This is a genomic window from Stutzerimonas sp. LR2, from assembly GCF_055755175.1.
The window spans coordinates 196,324-213,347 of record NZ_JBVTRR010000004.1 but is presented as its reverse complement, the minus strand read 5'-3'; the positions used below and the strand labels follow the sequence as shown (position 1 = coordinate 213,347).

Genomic DNA, 17,024 nt, shown 5'->3' with positions numbered 1-17,024 from the left:
TCAGGCGCCTTCACCCTGCTCGAGCTTCTCCACCAGCTGCGCATACTTGTTTTCCAGCTGGGTCAGGCCGTGCCGCGCCGCCTGCTTGCGAATCTCGACGCGGTCGCCGTCGAACTGCACCGTTTCGCTCACCACCACCTGTCGCTCGCCCCGCATCAGTGCATAGGCGTAGCACTGCGTGCCGCCTTCATCCTCCTGATCGTCGTCGGCCACGCCGGTATTGGCCACTGCCAGCGTGGCGACACTCGCGTTCAGCGCACCGATGGCCATCTCGCGGGCCACCTCTTCGCTGGTCAGGCCGAATTTCTCGATGGTCTCGAAATCCACGTTGAGCAGGCGGTTCTTGGCTTTCGGCGAGTAGACGACGAACCCGCTGTCGAGCACCTGGCCGCAACCCGGGATGTCTCCCAGCAGCGAGGCCATCAAACCGCAGGTACAGGATTCCGCGGTGGTCAGCTTGAGTTCCTCGCGCTGCAGGAATGCCACGACTCGTTCGATCTCTTGCATGTTTTTTGCTCCGCCACAAATGGGCCTTCAGGTTCGTGTTCTGAATTCGGAGCGGGTTGGCCTGGCGCGAGTTCCGACCGCGGTCGTCTGTTCTAGTTTTTTAAGAACTTCTACCGCGACATCGGGTCTGGTTTTTGGTAGGGCCGGCGCAGCTCTACCTGCCCTCGCGGCAGCTCCTAACAATCGTTTTTGCCTGGTCGTGTTCATGGTATGTGGCGGTCATCAGATCGTTGCATGGGAGAAATATGCTCGTAGCTGGCACCGGCACCTGGAACGCCGGGGCTCTGGGGAGATCGTGATGAGTATTGCCGCTGTGAACGCCCGGCCTCTCGGACTACCGAAGGCCCAACCCGCTGTGCCCCCGGTTACTCGCCCTGCTCTGCAGATTCGCAGTAGCCACGATGACAAACGCAAGATCCTGTTCGTGACCTCCGAGCTGACCGACCTGGTCAAGACCGGCGGGCTCGCCGACGTGTCCGCCGCCCTGCCCCGAGCACTTGGCGCACGCCACGATGTGCGTGTGCTGATTCCCGGTTATTCGCAAGTGATCAACAGCGGCCACCCTATCCGCATTGTCGGCTCGCTGAGCGGATACGCCGAGGTACCCGGCTGCCGCATCGGCCGCATCGACATGCCGGATGGCCTGATCATCTATGTGCTGATCAGCCCTGAACTCTACGAGCGCGATGGTTCACCCTACGTCGACGGACACGGCAACGACTGGCTGGACAACCCGGTCCGCTTCGCCCGCCTCGGCCTGGCCGCTGCCGAGATCGCCGCCGGCACCGCCTGCATCAGCTGGGCGCCAGAGCTGGTCCACGCCCATGACTGGCCGGCAGGTCTGGCACCGGCGTACATGCACTGGCGCGGACTGTCGACGCCCAGCGTGTTCACCATCCACAACCTCGCCTATCAGGGCAACATCGACATGTCCCAGCGGCGTCAGCTGGGCATTCCCGGCGAGGCCTGCGACCCGGAGCGCATGGAGTTCTACGGCAAGCTGTCGCTGCTCAAGGCCGGCATCGCCTATGCCAATCACGTCACCACCGTGAGCTCGACCTACGCCAGGGAGATCACCACGCCGGAGTTCGGCTGCGGCATGGAAGGGTTCCTCAGCATGAAGGCCCGCCAGGGCCTGCTCAGCGGCTTGCTCAACGGCATCGACGAAAGCTGGGAGCCGGAGAGCGACCCTTACCTCGTCAGCGGCTTCAGTGCCCGTGACTGGGCCGGCAAGCAGGCCAATGCCGCCTATGTGCGGGACGCGTTCGGGCTGGAGATGCGCGACGCTCCGCTGTTCGCCGTGGTCTCGCGCCTGGTGCATCAGAAAGGCGTGGACCTGACCCTCGATGTGGCCCATGCCATCGTCGAAGGCGGCGGTCAGCTGGCCATTCTCGGCCAGGGCGAGAGCCAGATCGAAGCGCAGGTCCGTCAGCTGGCCGAGCAGTATCCCGGACAGGTAGGAGCGCACATCGGCTTCAACGAGACCGACGCGCGCCGTCTGTTCGCCGGCAGCGACTTCCTGCTCATGCCGTCACGCTACGAGCCCTGCGGCCTGAGCCAGATGTACGCCCAGCGCTACGCCTCGCTGCCCATCGCCCGGCGTACCGGCGGGCTGGCGGACTCCATCGAGGACGGCATCACCGGCTTCCTGTTCGACGCACCCGACGCGGCCAGCTATCGCCAGGCCGTACAGCGCGCCCTGGCGGTGCATCACCACCCTGAACTGCTCGGCGCCATGCGCTGCCGGGCCATGGCGGCCGGATTCTTCTGGCGCCATGCCATCGAACCCTATGACGCGCTCTATCAGCAGCTGCTCGGGGAGCGCCGCGAGGTTCGTCTTTTAATCTGAAGAGGCTATTCAATGCACAAGCAGCGTGCCTTTATCGGGCATCACGGTCCGGAACTGCTGGATGACGGGACCACCCGCTTCAGGATCTGGGCGCCCGATGCGCAAAACGTCAGTCTGATCGTGGTTGGCGCCCAAACGCTGCCGATGACCGCCAACGAAGATGGCTGGTACAGCATCGATGCCCCTTACGGAGCCGGCACCCTCTACCGCTTTCTCATCGACGATGAGTTACAGGTGCCGGACCCCGCCTCCCGCGCCCAGGCCGGCGACGTGCACGCGCCCAGCCTGGTCGTCGACACCAGCAGCAACTATCTGTGGCGCAACCCGAACTGGCTGGGCCGTCCCTGGGAGGAAACCGTCCTCTACGAGATGCACGTCGGGCTGTACGGCGGCTTCACCGCCATGGAAAAACACCTCGCCGACCTGGCGGAGCTTGGCGTTACCGCCATCGAGCTGATGCCGATCGCTGAATTCCCCGGCGATCGCAACTGGGGCTACGACGGCGTCCTGCCCTATGCGCCGGAAGCCGCCTACGGAAGCCCGGAAGAACTCAAACACCTGATCGACACCGCCCACGGGCTGGGCCTGATGGTCTTTCTCGACGTGGTCTACAACCACTTCGGGCCAGACGGCAACTACCTGGGCCGCTATGCCAAGCACTTCTTCCGCCACGACCAGCAGACGCCCTGGGGCGACGGCATCGATTTCCGCCGCCGCGAAGTGCGCGACTTCTTCATCGACAACACCCTGATGTGGCTGTTGGACTACCGCTTCGATGGGCTGCGCTTCGACGCCGTGCATGCGATTCCCGACCGCAGTTTCCTCACCGAGCTGGCCGAGCGCGTGCACGCCAGCGTCGAGCCTGGCCGCCACGTGCACCTGGTACTGGAAAACGAGGACAACCGCGCCAGCCTGCTGACCGCCGGCTTCACTGCGCAGTGGAACGACGACGGCCACAACGTGCTGCATGCCCTGCTCACCGACGAGAGCCAGGGCTACTACGCCGACTATCACCAGGACGCCACGACCAAGCTGGCGCGTTTCCTCGGTGAAGGCTTCATCTACCAGGGGCAGAACAATCGTCGCGGTGAAGCACGTGGCGAGCCCAGCGGCCATCTGCCGCCGACCTCCTTCGTGCTGTTCCTGCAAAACCATGATCAGACCGGCAACCGCGCCTTCGGCGAGCGCCTGGTCAGCCTGGCCGATGCCGACGCATTGCGTGCTGCTACCGCCGTGCTGCTGCTGTCGCCCATGGTGCCTCTGTTGTTCATGGGCGAGGAATGGGGGGCGCGCCAACCATTCCTGTTCTTCACCAGCCACCACGGCGAACTGGCCGATGCAGTGCGCGAAGGGCGGCGCAACGAGTTCGCCGAGTTTGCCGAGTTCGCCGACGAAGCCACCCGCGAGCGCATTCCCGACCCCAACGCGGTTTCCACCTTCGAAAATTCGCGCCCGGATTTCAGCGCCCGCCAGGAACCTGGGCATGCCGAATGGTATGCGCTGTATCGCGAGTTGCTGAGTATCCGCCACCGGGAGATCGTGCCGCGCCTGCAGGGTGCGCGCTTTCTCGAATCCCGTGTGCTGGCGCAAGCGGCGGTGCTGTCCCGCTGGCAGCTCGGCGATGGCAGCCGGCTGCGTCTGGAGCTCAACCTTGGCACCCAGGGCGCACCCCTTCCGACGGCATCGATCAGCGGCGAGCTGCTGTTCGCCAGCCGCGAGGCCACGCATGCGCATGACCAGTTGGCACCTCGTATGGCCAGGCTGTATCTGGAGAAAGCCACATGAGTGACGAAGCCCTGATCCGCCTGGCTGACGCTGCCGGGTTGTCCATCGACTGGGTGGACGCCGACAACCGTCAGCAGCGGGTGGAGCCGCAAGTACTGCGTGAAGTGCTCGGTTGCCTCGGACTCGAAGCAGATACCGATCAGCAGATCGAAGCCAGCCTGAAAGTCATCGCGCATCAGAACAACCACGGCGGTGTACCGCCGCTGCTGACCTGCGACCAGAACGCCGTGCTGGAGCTGGCGGCCTACTTCCCGCCGTCCAGCCGTTACGAACTGATGGCCGAACAGGGCGATGTGCTGCACGGCACGCTGGACGACCAGGCACGGCTGCATGTGCCGGACACCCCGGGCTATCACCGCCTGAGGATCGACGAAACCGAACTGACCGTGGCGGTCGCGCCGCCCTCGTGCCCCACGGTTGCGCAGCTCGCCGGCCCGAACGCCTGGGGGCTGACGGCCCAGCTGTACAGCCTGCGCCGACCAGGCGACGGCGGGCTGGGCGACACCCAGGCGCTGGAAGCCCTGGTGCGCAATGCCGGTGCCCATGGAGCCGACGCGCTAGGCATCAGCCCGGTGCATGCGATGTTCGGTGCGCATATCAATCAGTACAGTCCCTACTCGCCCTCCAGCCGACTGTTCTACAACGTGCTGCACGCGGCGCCGGGCTCCATTCTCGGCGAGTGGCCGGTGCGTCAGGCCATCGAGGCGTGCGGACTCGGCGAGGAACTGGAGCGCCTAGAGCGACTGGACCTGATCGACTGGCCTGCCGTGGCGCAATCGCGTCAGCGCCTGCTGCGCCAGCTGTTCGACGACTTCAGCCAGGGCGAGAACCCGCAACAGGCCGATTTCGACAGTTTTCGCGCCAATGGCGGCGAAGCGCTGGAGAACCATTGCCGTTTCGAGGCGCTGCACCACCATCTGCGTGACGCCGAAGGCCATCCGCAGCATTGGCGCAACTGGCCGCAGGACTACCGCGACCCGGCCAGCCCGGCAGTGGAACGCTTCGCCCGCGAACATGCCGACGAGGTCAGCTATCACGCCTTCGGCCAGTGGCTGATGGCGCGCGGGCTCGAGCGCGCACAGGTTGCCGCACGCAGCGCAGGCATGCGCATCGGTCTGGTCTCCGACCTTGCCGTCGGCGCCGACGGCGGTGGCAGCCAGGCCTGGAGCCGCCAGGGCGAACTGCTCGCTTCGCTGAGCGTCGGCGCACCGCCGGATGTGATGAACCGCGACGGACAGAACTGGGGCATCTCCGCGTTCTCACCCTGGGGCCTGCGTCAGCATGGCTTCCGGGCCTATATCGAAATGCTGCGCGCCAATCTCGCCCACGCCGGCGGCATGCGCATCGACCACGTGCTGGGCCTCAAGCGCCTGTGGGTGGTGCCGGCCGGCGCCGACCCCAAGCGCGGCGTGTACCTCAACTTCCCCTTCGACGACATGCTGCGCCTGCTCTGCCTGGAGGCCTGGCGGCATCAGGCGGTGATCCTCGGCGAGGATCTCGGCACCATTCCCCACGGGTTTCGTGACGTGCTCGCCGCCAAGGGCATCCTCGGCATGCGGGTACTGCTGTTCGAACAGCACGACGGCCATTTCCAGCGTGCCGACCAGTATTCCGACCAGGCCCTGGCGACCAGTACCACCCACGACATCCCGACCCTGAGGGGCTGGTGGAACGGCCATGACATCGACTGGCGCATCAAGGTCGGTCAGGTGCAGGAAGCCGATCGCGATCAGCAATGGCGTTCCCGTGAACATGAGCGCGCCGGGCTCAACCGTGCGCTCTGCGAGGATGGCGGAAAAGATCCTCATCATCTGCTGAGCGCCGAACAAGCCGTCGATGCCGCGGCCTGTTTTCTCGGCCACACCCGCGCGCCGCTGGTGCTGTTTCCGGTCGAGGACGCCCTCGGCCTGGAGGAACAGACCAACATGCCGGGCATCGTCGAAACCCACCCCAACTGGCGTCGCCGCTATCCCGGCGACAGTGCAACGCTGCTCGACGGCGAAGCCAGCCGCCGGCGCCTGGAATGCCTGGCGCAGGCACGCCGCAACCATCGTGGAGCTGCGCATCGATGAAAGACCTTACCGCGACCCTGCGACTACAGTTTCACCGCGACTTCACTCTGGATCACGCCACCGCACTGGTGGATTACTTTGCCGAACTCGGCATCAGCCACATCTACGCTTCACCGCTGCTCACGGCCCGCCCGGGTTCCATGCACGGCTATGACGTGATCGACCCGACCCGCATCAACCCGGAACTGGGCGGCGAGCCGGCGCTGCAGCGTCTCGTCGAGGCCCTGCGCGGCAAGGGCATGGGACTGATCCTGGACATCGTCTCCAACCACATGGCCGTGGGTGGTTCCGGTAACGCCTGGTGGCTGGACGTGCTCGAATGGGGTCGCCGCAGCCCCTATGCGCAGTTCTTCGACATCGAATGGAATTCGCCGGACCCCCTGCTCGAAGGGCAGCTGCTGGTGCCCTTCCTGGGCAGTGACTATGGCGAGGCGCTGCAACAGGGCACCGTTAAACTGCGCCTGGATATCGACAATGGCGCCCTGTACGCCGAGCACTACGAGCATCGCTTCCCGATCACCCCGCCGAGCTACGGCGAGGTACTGCGCGCCGCCGAGCATCCGCAGCTGCGGGCGCTGGCACAGCATTTCGATGCACTGAAGACCGAGCCGGCGCCTTACCAGACCGCTCGCCTGCTGCGTGCCGACCTGGCCGAACAGCTGCAGGACGCTGAAACGCGACAGGCGCTGGAGCAGGCGCTGAACTGCTACGACTCGACCAGCGAGGACGGCTTCAAACGTCTGCACGGCCTCCTTGAACGCCAGCATTATCGACTGGCCAGCTGGCGCACCGCCGGCGACGACATCAACTGGCGACGCTTCTTCGACATCAACGAGCTGGGCGGCCTGCGCGTCGAGCGGCCGGTGGTTTTCGAGGAAACCCACGCCAAGATCTTCGAGCTGATCGGCGACGGCCTGGTCGACGGCCTGCGCATCGACCACATCGACGGTCTGGCCGACCCACGCGGCTACTGCCGGCGCCTGCGCCGTCGTGTCGACCGGCTCAATGCCGGCCGTCCGCCAGAAGCGGTACAGGATCACGTGCCCATCTACGTCGAAAAGATCCTCGCCGGTGGCGAGCGGCTGCATGACGACTGGGGCGTGGACGGCACCACCGGCTACGAGTTCATGAACCAGGTGTCGCTGCTGCAGCACGACCCGGCTGGCGAAGCGCTGCTCTGCTCGCTGTGGAGCGAGACCAGCGGGCGCACCACCGATTTCATGGAAGAGGCCCGCCAGGCCCGCCAGCTGGTGCTGACCGGCCCCTTGGCCGGCGATTTCGAAACCGTCGCCCAGGCGTTGCTACAGGTGGCTCGCGGCGACGTGATGACTCGCGACATCACCCTCGGCGCGATCCGTCGAGCGCTGCTGGAGCTGATCATTCACTTCCCGGTGTACCGCACCTATATCGCTGCGTCAGGCCGGCGCGAGGCGGACGAGCCGTTCTTCCAGCAGGCGCTGGACGGCGCGAAGACGACCCTGAGCGAAGCGGACTGGCCGCTGCTGGAGCATCTGCAGCGCTGGTTGGGCGGCGAAAGCCTGCGTCAGCTGCCGCGCCACCTGCGCAAGATTCGCCGCTACGCCTGCACACGCTTCCAGCAGCTGACCTCGCCGGCGGCCGCCAAGGCCGTCGAAGACACCGCCTGCTACCGCTCCGGCATCCTGCTCTCGCGCAACGACGTGGGCTTCGACCCGCAGCACTTCAGCGCACCCGCGCAGGCCTTTCACGATGAATGCCTGCAACGCGTCGAGCATTTCCCGCGCAACCTGCTGACCACCGCCACCCACGATCACAAGCGCGGCGAGGACACCCGTGCGCGCATCGCGGTGCTCAGCGAGCGCGCCGACTGGTTCGCCGGCAAGGTCCGCCACTGGCGCGAACTGGCAGCAGGACAGATCCGCCAGCTGGACGATGGCCCCGCGCCCTCGCCCGCCGACGAGCTGATGCTGTTCCAGATCCTGCTCGGCAGCTGGCCGCTGGACCTGCGTGCGGACGACCGACCCGCCATGGAGCAGTACAGCGCGCGCATTCTGCAATGGCAGGAAAAGGCCTTGCGCGAAGCCAAGCTGCGCACCACCTGGAGCGATCCCAACGGCGACTACGAAGGCGCCTGCCGGCAATACGTGGAGCACCTGCTGCTGGCCGCCGAAGGCGCACCATTGCGGGACGAAATCGCTGCCGCAGCCGCTGAGCTGGCGCCCGCCGGTGCATTGAACAGCCTCGTGCAGACCTTGCTGCGCATGACCACTCCCGGCGTGCCGGATCTCTACCAGGGCGCCGAGTTCTGGGACCTGAGCCTGGTGGACCCGGACAATCGCCGCCCCGTGGACTTCGCGGCGCGCCGCAACAGCCTCGAGCAGCCCGCAACGCCTGACCAGCTGCTGCAAAGCTGGCATGACGGTCGCATCAAACAGCTGGTGATCAGCCGCACGCTGCAGGCCCGTCGACGTTTTCCGCGGCTGTTCACCGAGGGCCGTTATCTGCCGCTTTCGGTGAGCGGCGAGCAGGCCGAGCGCCTGCTCGCCTTCGCTCGCGAACTGGACGGGCAATGGCTGGTGGTGGTGGTGCCGCGGCTGGCTGCCGGCCTGCTGAGCGACAGCAGACAACCTCGGATTCCAGCGCAGCGTTGGGGCGATACCCGTATCGCATTGCCCGAGGCGCTGGACGGTAGTGAGTTCGAGCGACTTTTCGACGGAACGACAGTCACATCCCAACAAGCCAGCCTCGAGGCTGCGCGCGTTCTGGACGGCTTGTCGGTGGCCGTCCTGCATACGTCTACGAGAGCAACAGGAGAATCCCAACAATGAGTGCAGAAGAAAAACGTATCCGCGAGTTCGCCTACCAGATCTGGCAGTCCGAAGGCTGCCCGCACGGTGAGGAAGAGCGTCACTGGGAGATGGCTCGCAAGCTGGTCGAGGCCGAAAAGGGGGCCCCCGTGGCCAAACCGGCGACCCGCGCGCGCAAAACCGCCACCAAGCCCACCGACGCCACACCGAAGGTCAAGGAAGCGCCGGCTGCGAAGCCCCGCGCGAGCCGTGCCAGTGCCAAGGCTGATACCGCCAAGGCGGACACCGACGCCAAGGCCGGTACACCGGAAACCATCAAGAAGACCCGTACCCCGCGCGCAACGAAGGAAAGCTGACCGGCGGCAGGCAATCTTGTCGGCGTCGGTTCGGTCCAATGACCGTCCGCGCCGACAGGCGCTTCGCTGTGCCTTCCTGAATCCGTCCTTGGAGTTTTCATGAGTAAGAAAAAGCCCCACGCGCCACAGGTCATGACCCCTTCCAGGATTCGCGAGGGCCTGCCCTTCCCTCTCGGGGCGACCTGGGACGGCTTGGGCGTGAATTTCGCCATCTTTTCCGCACACGCCACCAAAGTGGAGCTGTGCCTGTTCGATGCCAGCGGTGAAACCGAGATCGAGCGCATCGAACTGCCCGAGTACACCGACGAGATCTGGCACGGCTACCTGCCCGACGCCCACCCCGGTCAGATCTATGGCTATCGCGTGCACGGGCCCTACGACCCGGAGAACGGTCATCGCTTCAACCCCAACAAGCTGCTGATCGACCCCTACGCCAAACAACTGGTGGGCGAGCTGAAATGGTCGGAAGCGCTGTTCGGCTACACCATCGGCCATCCCGACGGCGATCTCAGCTTCGACGAGCGCGACAGCGCACCTTTCGTGCCCAAGTGCAAGATCATCGACCCGGCCTTCACCTGGGGCCGCGACCATCCGGTGCAGGTGCCCTGGGACAAGACGATCATCTACGAGACCCACGTGCGCGGTTACACCATGCGCCACCCGTCCGTGGCCGACGACGTCCGCGGCACCTTCGCCGGCTTCAAGACGCCGGAGGTCATCGACTACATCCGCAAGCTCGGCGTCTCTTCCATCGAGTTCCTGCCCATTCATGCCTTCGTCCAGGACCAGCATCTGCTGGAAAAGGGCATGAGCAACTACTGGGGCTACAACAGCATCGCCTTCTTCGCACCGCATCCGAAGTACCTGGCCAGCGGCAAGATCACCGAATTCAAGGAAATGGTCGCGCACCTGCACAATGCCGACCTCGAGGTGATCCTCGACGTGGTCTACAACCACACGGCCGAAGGCAACGAGCTGGGCCCGACGCTGTCCATGCGCGGCATCGACAACGCCTCCTACTATCGCCTGATGCCGGACGACAAGCGCTACTACATCAACGATTCCGGCACCGGCAATACGCTGGACATGAGCCACCCCTGCGTACTGCAAATGGTCACCGATTCGCTGCGCTACTGGGCCACCGAGATGCACGTGGACGGCTTCCGCTTCGACCTGGCGACCATTCTCGGTCGCGAGCACTACGGCTTCGACGAGCGTCACGGCTTCCTCGTCGCCTGTCGCCAGGACCCGGTGCTGGCCAAGACCAAGCTGATCGCCGAACCCTGGGACTGCGGCCCCGGCGGCTATCAGGTCGGTGGCTTCCCACCGGGCTGGGCCGAGTGGAACGACCAGTTCCGCGACACCGTGCGGTCGTTCTGGAAAGGGGATGACGGCCAGCTGGCCGACTTCGCCAGCCGCCTGACCGGCTCCGGCGACCTCTACAACCAGCGCGGGCGTCGGCCGTTCAGCTCGGTCAACTTCGTCACCGCCCACGACGGCTTCACCCTCAAGGACCTAGTGTCGTACAACCACAAGCACAACGAGGACAACGACGAGGACAACCGCGACGGCAGCGACAACAACCTGTCCTGGAACCACGGCGTGGAAGGCCACAGCGACGATCCGGAGATCAACGAGCTGCGCTATCGGCAGATGCGCAACTTCCTCGCCACGCTGCTGTTCTCCCAGGGCACCCCGATGATCGTCGCCGGTGACGAGTTCGCCCGGACCCAGCACGGCAACAACAACGCCTATTGCCAGGACAGCGAGATCGGCTGGGTGAACTGGGACATCAGCGAGGACAGCTACGGCCTGCTGGGCTTCGCCCGCAAGCTGATCCGCCTGCGTCAGCGCTTCCCGATGCTGCGCCGCAGCCGTTTCCTGGTCGGCGCCTACAACGAGGAACTGGGGGTCAAGGATGTCACCTGGCTGGCGCCGAATGCCGAAGAGATGACCATCGAGCAGTGGGAAGATGCACACAACCGCTGCATGGGCATGCTCCTCGACGGCCGCGCCCAGCCGACCGGCATCCGCCGCGCCGGTTCGGATGCGACGCTGCTGATCATCGTCAACTCGCACCACGACCTGGTGAATTTCACGCTGCCCGAGGTGCCCCAAGGCATCTACTGGAACCGCCTGATCGACACCAACCACCCCACCGCGCGGCCGGAACGTTTCGACTTCAACGACGAGTACGCCGTCACCGGCCGCTCGCTGTTGCTGCTGGAACTGATCAAGGCTGACGAGTGATGAAGCGCCCCGGACCGTGACAGGTTCGGGGCGACGTCGCTTGGCCTGTCGCGTTCTTACGTTGTCGGCTGCCCACACCGCTGCGGCGTGGGCTCCCGCTTCGGCCGGCCGAGGCGTCCCGTCTGCAGTTCTCGCAACGAAAAAATCCACCTGGAAAAAACGACATGCGGCAGTGAACCTCGCCGCGTGACGCCAGTCCCAAAATCCAGCGCGGCCCCCTTAAACAACCAACGGATTCGTTCTGCTCGTCGCCGGCAGCCTTGTCTTTTCCGTGATGGATCACACGTCATGCTCTCTCTGCGACCGCTCATCTATCCCCTTCTGCTGCTGATCGGGCTGGCTCCGCTGGCTCCCAGCTTCGCCTCCAGCAAGCAAGCGAAAGCAACCGACAAACCGGGCTCGGTACGGCTGCTCATCAACCGTGCCGGCAGCGGCAAGGCCATGGATGTCAGCAATACCCTGGAGGTACCGGTGGAGGTGACGCTGCGCCTGACGCGCATGGTCAACGTGGCGGGCGTCGGCAACGGCGTGATCCGCAAGACGGTGCCGGCCAACAGCCGGGTACGCGTCGCCACGCTGAGCAAGCGTCAGGCGGGCGGGCCGATCATGTTCAAGCACTCGTTCAGCTATGCGCTGATCTTCTCGCCGGAGCCGGATCAGCCCGGTGTCGTCGATGGCCCGGCCTACGCCCTGCCGTGGCAAGGAGGACCGTTCCGGATCTCCCAGGGCGCCGGCGGCGACTTCAGTCACAACTCGCCGAGCGGCCGTTATGCGGTGGATATCGCGATGCCGGTGGGCACGCCCATCGTCGCGGCCCGCGCCGGGACCGTGGTGAAGGTTCGCGACGGCCAGGGCGGGCGGCTGCCCGACCCGGCCGGCAACCATGTGCGCATCGAGCACGACGACGGCACCCACAGCGCCTATCTGCACCTGAGCCGGGGCTCGGTGCGGGTCAAGCCGGGGCAGCGCGTGGAAGTCGGCACGCTGCTCGGCAAGTCCGGCAATACGGGCCGCAGTACCGGCCCACACCTGCATTTCGTGGTACAGAAGCCCTACGGCGCGGCGATGGTGTCGATCCCCTTCCGCTTCAACCAGCCGGTGGAATCGCTGCCCAACTTCGCGCTGAGCAGCCAGTGATGAACTAGAGCATGCGCTGCATGATGTCGTCGCGCTTCACCAGCCGGTGATACAGCGCAGCGCCGATATGCCCGATCACCAGCAGTACGGTCAGCCAGGCCAGCGGCGAGTGCAGACCACCGATCGAGGCCGCCCAGGCGATCTCAGGCCCCTTCTCCACCAGCTGCTGGCCGAACACCTTCAGACCGTAGCCATTGCCGACCAGATAGAGCACGCCGGTGATCGGCATCGCCACCATGCAGGCATACAGCGCCAGGTGCCCAGCCTTGACCAGCCAGGCCGTGGCCGGGTCGTGCAGCGGCCGTCGGCTCAGCTGGCTGGCCGACCAGAAGATGCGCAGCAGCACCAGAACCAGCAGCACGGCCCCCAGAGAAACGTGCCAGGGCACCAGCGTCTGCCCGACCCAGTGCTCCCCCTCTTCGATGCGGTCACCCAGCTTGAGGAACTGCCAGACGATCAGCAGCGCCATCAGCCAGTGAAATACCCGCGAAACGGTGCCATAACGGCTTCTGGAATCCAGCGCGCGGTTTTCGGCCGGCTGTGCGGCTGGCTCGGCACCGGCTTCGGTCTGCCAGGCGATGCCAAGCGGCTCCTCGCCGGCCATGCGCGCCAGGTGATCGGCGACCACCTTCTGCAACTGCTGCAGCTGTGCCCGATCGGTGGACTCCAATCTTGCGTCCAGCACGCCCTCGTTGGCGCGCAGGCTGCAGCGGCCGAGCGGCAGTTCGATGTCGCCGCCCTGCTCGTCCAGCTGCACGGGAAACTTGTGCCGCCAGTGATTGCACAGGCGCTTGATCAGGCGCGACGGATTGCTCGCCGTGATTCGGCTTTGTGATCGGTACATGGTGTTCCCCTCGATGAAATGTGCGCGTCAGCCAAAACGGTAGGCCGACAGCGTGGTGTGCATGACGCGGTCGCTGAAGACCTTGCGTCCGTTCGAATCACCCGCTGCGCCGGCAGCCACCAGCAGCGGGATCAGGTGTTCCTCGGCCCTCGGCGGATGACACAGGCGCGCCGCCGGAGCATCTTCCCAGCGCTGCAGCGCCCGGTCTCGCTCGCCGGGCGGCAGTTCGACCGCAGCGGTGAGCCAATGATCGAATTCGTCCGAAATCGGAGCGAAACGCGGGTCGCCATAGCCGCGCATGTTGTGAAAGCTCATGCCGCTGCCGACGATCAGCACGCCCTCGCCGCGCAACGCGTGCAGCGCGCGACCGGCCTCGATGTGTGCCCGCGGGTCGAGGTCGCTGCGCAACGAGAGTTGCACCACCGGGATGTCCGCGTCCGGGAACATCAGCTTCAGCGGGATGAACATGCCGTGGTCGAAGCCACGCTGGGCATCCTCACGACCGCCAAGTGCCGCACCGTCGAGCAAGCCGGCGATTCGGCTGGCCAGTGCCGGATCGCCCGGTGCCGGGTAGCGCAGTTCGTAGGTGTGCGGCGGAAAGCCGTGATAGTCGTAAATCAGCGTGGGGCGTGCGGCCGTGGTCACGCTGAAGGTCGGCTGCAGCCAATGGCCGGAAGCCAGGACGATGGCGGTCGGCCTCGCCGGCAGCCTCGCGGCGAGGCCCTTGAGGAAGTCCGCCATGGCATTCCAGGCGGTTGGCGGGTTCCAGTCCATGAAGAAACAAGGGCCGGCACCGTGCGGTACGAACAGGGTCGGCATGGTCTGGCCGACGCCCAACGAGCTGAAAGAGGTCATCGCATGAACTCCCGGAACGGATATGCAGGCATCATGGCTTACACTCAGAGGTGCGAGAACCTGGCATTACAAGGCGACACCTTTTACTGATAGTGAGAAATACCATGCTCGATCGCATCACCGGCATGCGTGTGTTCGTTCGCGCTGCCAGCGCTGGAAGCCTGTCGGCAGCAGCGCGGCACCTGGACATGTCCCCGGCCATGGCCAGCAAGCACGTGGATGCGCTGGAACGTCGCCTGGGCGTCAAGCTCTTCCATCGCAGCACCCGCCGCCTGAGCCTGACCGAGGCAGGCGGCAACTACCTGGAGGCTTGCCAGCGCATCCTCCCGGAGATCGACGAGGCGGAAGCCAGCGTCGCCTCCCAGCGGGTGGAAGCCACCGGGCTGCTACGGATGAACGTGCCCCTGACCTTCGGCACGCAGTTCATCGCCCCGCTGATCCCCGAATTCAGCCGCCGCCATCCGGCGGTAAAGGTGGAGCTGGGCCTGACCGACAGTCAGGTCGACCTGCTCGATGGTGGCTGGGACATGGCCGTGCGCATCGGCCGACTCGAGGACAGTCCCTTGCAGGCCAGGCGTCTGGCAGATTGCCCGCTGCTGGTGTGCGCCGCGCCGAGCTATCTGGACCAGCGGGGCGTACCGCGCAGTGTCGCTGACCTCGGTCAGCACAACTGCCTGGGCTACAGCCTTTCGGCGCTGGCGGGGGGCAAGCACTGGGCCTTCGGCGAGCACGCCGAGCTGCGCGTCGCCGTCAGCGGCGACCTGCTCGCCAACAACGGCGAGGCGCTGGTGGCGGCGGCCGTGGGCGGCCAGGGGGTGATCTATCAGCCGCAGTTCATCGTCGCCTCCGCCCTGCGCAGCGGCGAGCTGGTGGCGCTGGAGCTGGACCAGCCGTGCATGGGGCTGGGTGGCATTCATGTGGTCTACCCGCCTGACCGGCGGCCGCCGGCCAAGGTCCGGGTCATGATCGATTACCTGGTCGACGCCTTTGCCGGCGAGCTGCCCTGGAGCCTGCCGCCCGCCTGACCGCCCTTCCCGCCTTCAGCCGGTCACCCTAGTCGTCCGCAGCAGCCTTACCCCCCTAGAAAGCGGCGAGCCCACGTCGCATCGAACTCGCCGCACCAGAAAAAGATGAACCGCCAACGCCGGGAAAAGTCGGAACAGATGTGCCCGGCGAATCCCGTCGTGCGCGCGAGTATTCCAGTACCCCGCGGAGCCTTCGATCCGAACATTCGCGCCGGTCTTCTTTCCCGCCGTGCAGCCTGCTCGTCCGCTCCGCCAGCATCCGTCCCGGTCCGCGAGCCGGGCCAATGGAGTGACCATGAAAGCTGTTGTCTACCACGCCGTTGGCGATATCCGTTTCGAAGACGTGCCGGAACCACGCATCCTGGCGCCCACCGATGCCATTGTGCGCATCACCGCATCGGCGATCTGCGGCACCGACCTGCATTTCGTGCGGGGCACCGTGAGCGGCATGCAGCCGGGCACCATTCTCGGCCACGAAGGTGTCGGCATCGTCGAAGCCCTGGGCGCCGATGTGCGCAACCTGCAGATCGGCGATCGGGTCGTCATCCCCTCCACCATCGCCTGTGGCAACTGTTCCTACTGCCGGGCCGGCTACTTCGCCCAGTGCGATGGCGCCAACCCGAACGGCAAGGAGGCCGGCACCTCGTTCTATGGCGGTCCGCAGACCACCGGACCATTCCATGGTCTGCAGGCTGAGAAGGCCCGTATCCCGTTCGCCAACATCGGACTGGTCAAACTGCCACCGGAGATCAGCGACGATCAGGCGATTTTGCTTTCGGACATCTTCCCCACCGGCTACTTCGGCGCCGAGATGGCCGAGGTGGGTAGTGGCGACACCGTGGCGGTGTTCGGGTGCGGCCCGGTGGGCCAGTTCGCCATTGCCAGCGCCAAGCTGCTGGGCGCTGGCCGGGTGTTCGCCATCGACCGCCATGACGATCGTCTGCGCATGGCGCAGCGCCAGGGCGCGGAGGCGATCAACTTCGATCGCGAAGACCCCGTCGAGACGCTCAAGCGGCTCACCGGCGGTATCGGTGTGGACCGGGTGATCGATGCCGTGGGCGTGGATGCCGAACATGGTTGCTGCGGCGCCGCGGCGACCTCCAGCTCGGCTCAGGGTCAGCTCTGGCAGCCCGGCGATGCTCCCTCCCAGGCGCTGGAATGGGCGGTGCAGAGCATCGCCAAGGCCGGCACGCTGTCGATCATAGGCGTCTACCCGCCAGATGCGGTGACCTTCCCCATCGGCATGGCGATGAACAAGAACATCACCATCAACATGGGCAACTGCCACCACCGCAAGTACATCCCGCGGCTGATCGAGATGGTCCAGGCGCGGCGTATCGACCCGGCGAAGATCCTCACCCAGGTGAAGCCGATGACCGACGTGATCGCGGCCTTCGAGTCGTTCGATCGACGACAGAACGGCTGGATCAAGGTTGAACTGCAGCCGCAACGCAGCGATGCGCGCGGCAGCGAAGAGCGGGTGCTGGATGAGGCGGTGGCCGAAACCTTCCCCGCCAGCGACCCGACCAGCATGCAGAATCCACGCTGACCCGAGGGC

At 65.6% G+C, this 17,024-nt stretch carries 12 protein-coding genes; 9 read left to right on the top strand and 3 right to left on the bottom strand.

Annotation, left to right across the window (positions count from 1 at the left end; all coding sequences use genetic code 11):
- Positions 1-507 carry a CinA family protein gene (locus tag ACVRRC_RS15385; protein WP_014596717.1) on the bottom strand — a complete coding sequence of 169 codons (507 nt, stop codon included), beginning with the start codon at positions 505-507 and terminating at the stop codon, positions 1-3.
- Between the two features lie 298 nt (positions 508-805).
- On the opposite strand from ACVRRC_RS15385, the gene glgA reads away from it, so the two are divergent.
- The 7 genes from glgA to ACVRRC_RS15350 all read left to right on the top strand — a co-directional run bounded on the left by glgA (position 806) and on the right by ACVRRC_RS15350 (position 12,742).
- Positions 806-2,356 carry a glycogen synthase GlgA gene (gene glgA, locus ACVRRC_RS15380; RefSeq protein ID WP_045159056.1) on the top strand — a complete coding sequence of 517 codons (1,551 nt, stop codon included), beginning with the start codon at positions 806-808 and terminating at the stop codon, positions 2,354-2,356.
- A gap of 12 nt (positions 2,357-2,368) precedes the next feature.
- Positions 2,369-4,141, top strand: a complete 1,773-nt coding sequence (treZ, locus tag ACVRRC_RS15375; protein WP_472997193.1) for a malto-oligosyltrehalose trehalohydrolase — start codon at positions 2,369-2,371, stop codon at positions 4,139-4,141.
- Complete coding sequence (malQ, locus tag ACVRRC_RS15370; RefSeq protein ID WP_192475740.1) at positions 4,138-6,213, top strand: 4-alpha-glucanotransferase; 2,076 nt, start codon at positions 4,138-4,140, stop codon at positions 6,211-6,213. Before treZ ends, malQ begins: the two co-directional genes overlap by 4 nt.
- On the top strand, positions 6,210-9,020 hold the full coding sequence (locus tag ACVRRC_RS15365; protein ID WP_472997192.1) for a malto-oligosyltrehalose synthase: 2,811 nt from the start codon (positions 6,210-6,212) through the stop codon (positions 9,018-9,020). Before malQ ends, ACVRRC_RS15365 begins: the two co-directional genes overlap by 4 nt.
- Positions 9,017-9,355: a DUF2934 domain-containing protein gene (locus ACVRRC_RS15360; protein WP_472997191.1), complete on the top strand. Its 339-nt coding sequence runs from the start codon at positions 9,017-9,019 to the stop codon at positions 9,353-9,355. The genes ACVRRC_RS15365 and ACVRRC_RS15360 overlap by 4 nt, the downstream gene beginning before the upstream one ends.
- A 99-nt stretch (positions 9,356-9,454) precedes the next feature.
- Positions 9,455-11,605 (top strand): glycogen debranching protein GlgX, encoded by a 2,151-nt coding sequence (gene glgX, locus ACVRRC_RS15355; RefSeq protein WP_017244531.1) that lies wholly within the window; start codon positions 9,455-9,457, stop codon positions 11,603-11,605.
- Between the two features lie 288 nt (positions 11,606-11,893).
- Positions 11,894-12,742, top strand: coding sequence for a M23 family metallopeptidase (locus ACVRRC_RS15350; RefSeq protein ID WP_011913275.1), 849 nt, complete (start codon positions 11,894-11,896; stop codon positions 12,740-12,742).
- A 4-nt stretch (positions 12,743-12,746) separates the two neighbouring features.
- Here ACVRRC_RS15350 and ACVRRC_RS15345 read toward each other — a convergent pair whose 3' ends face one another.
- Both ACVRRC_RS15345 and ACVRRC_RS15340 read right to left on the bottom strand, forming a co-directional pair.
- Positions 12,747-13,586: a DUF2218 domain-containing protein gene (locus tag ACVRRC_RS15345; RefSeq protein ID WP_472997190.1), complete on the bottom strand. Its 840-nt coding sequence runs from the start codon at positions 13,584-13,586 to the stop codon at positions 12,747-12,749.
- Positions 13,587-13,613: 27 nt separating this feature from the next.
- The gene (locus ACVRRC_RS15340; protein ID WP_472997189.1) at positions 13,614-14,441 is read right to left on the bottom strand and encodes a DODA-type extradiol aromatic ring-opening family dioxygenase; all 828 of its coding nucleotides are present in this window, start codon (positions 14,439-14,441) and stop codon (positions 13,614-13,616) included.
- Positions 14,442-14,545: 104 nt separating this feature from the next.
- Between ACVRRC_RS15340 and ACVRRC_RS15335 the strand changes: the two genes are divergently transcribed.
- Positions 14,546-15,466, top strand: coding sequence for a LysR family transcriptional regulator (locus tag ACVRRC_RS15335; RefSeq protein WP_017244535.1), 921 nt, complete (start codon positions 14,546-14,548; stop codon positions 15,464-15,466).
- Positions 15,467-15,761: 295 nt separating this feature from the next.
- On the top strand, positions 15,762-17,015 hold the full coding sequence (locus ACVRRC_RS15330; protein ID WP_472997188.1) for a zinc-dependent alcohol dehydrogenase: 1,254 nt from the start codon (positions 15,762-15,764) through the stop codon (positions 17,013-17,015).
- The last annotated feature ends 9 nt before the right edge of the window (positions 17,016-17,024 follow it).

Bases quoted from the DNA above. Each gene is read 5' to 3' on its own strand.
- ACVRRC_RS15360 (WP_472997191.1), top strand. From the start codon at position 9,017: ATGAGTGCAGAAGAAAAACGTATCCGCGAGTTCGCCTACCAGATCTGG.
- ACVRRC_RS15345 (WP_472997190.1), bottom strand. From the start codon at position 13,586: ATGTACCGATCACAAAGCCGAATCACGGCGAGCAATCCGTCGCGCCTG.
- glgX (WP_017244531.1), top strand. From the start codon at position 9,455: ATGAGTAAGAAAAAGCCCCACGCGCCACAGGTCATGACCCCTTCCAGG.
- ACVRRC_RS15330 (WP_472997188.1), top strand. From the start codon at position 15,762: ATGAAAGCTGTTGTCTACCACGCCGTTGGCGATATCCGTTTCGAAGAC.
- ACVRRC_RS15350 (WP_011913275.1), top strand. From the start codon at position 11,894: ATGCTCTCTCTGCGACCGCTCATCTATCCCCTTCTGCTGCTGATCGGG.
- glgA (WP_045159056.1), top strand. From the start codon at position 806: ATGAGTATTGCCGCTGTGAACGCCCGGCCTCTCGGACTACCGAAGGCC.
- ACVRRC_RS15335 (WP_017244535.1), top strand. From the start codon at position 14,546: ATGCTCGATCGCATCACCGGCATGCGTGTGTTCGTTCGCGCTGCCAGC.
- malQ (WP_192475740.1), top strand. From the start codon at position 4,138: ATGAGTGACGAAGCCCTGATCCGCCTGGCTGACGCTGCCGGGTTGTCC.
- ACVRRC_RS15385 (WP_014596717.1), bottom strand. From the start codon at position 507: ATGCAAGAGATCGAACGAGTCGTGGCATTCCTGCAGCGCGAGGAACTC.
- treZ (WP_472997193.1), top strand. From the start codon at position 2,369: ATGCACAAGCAGCGTGCCTTTATCGGGCATCACGGTCCGGAACTGCTG.
- ACVRRC_RS15340 (WP_472997189.1), bottom strand. From the start codon at position 14,441: ATGACCTCTTTCAGCTCGTTGGGCGTCGGCCAGACCATGCCGACCCTG.
- ACVRRC_RS15365 (WP_472997192.1), top strand. From the start codon at position 6,210: ATGAAAGACCTTACCGCGACCCTGCGACTACAGTTTCACCGCGACTTC.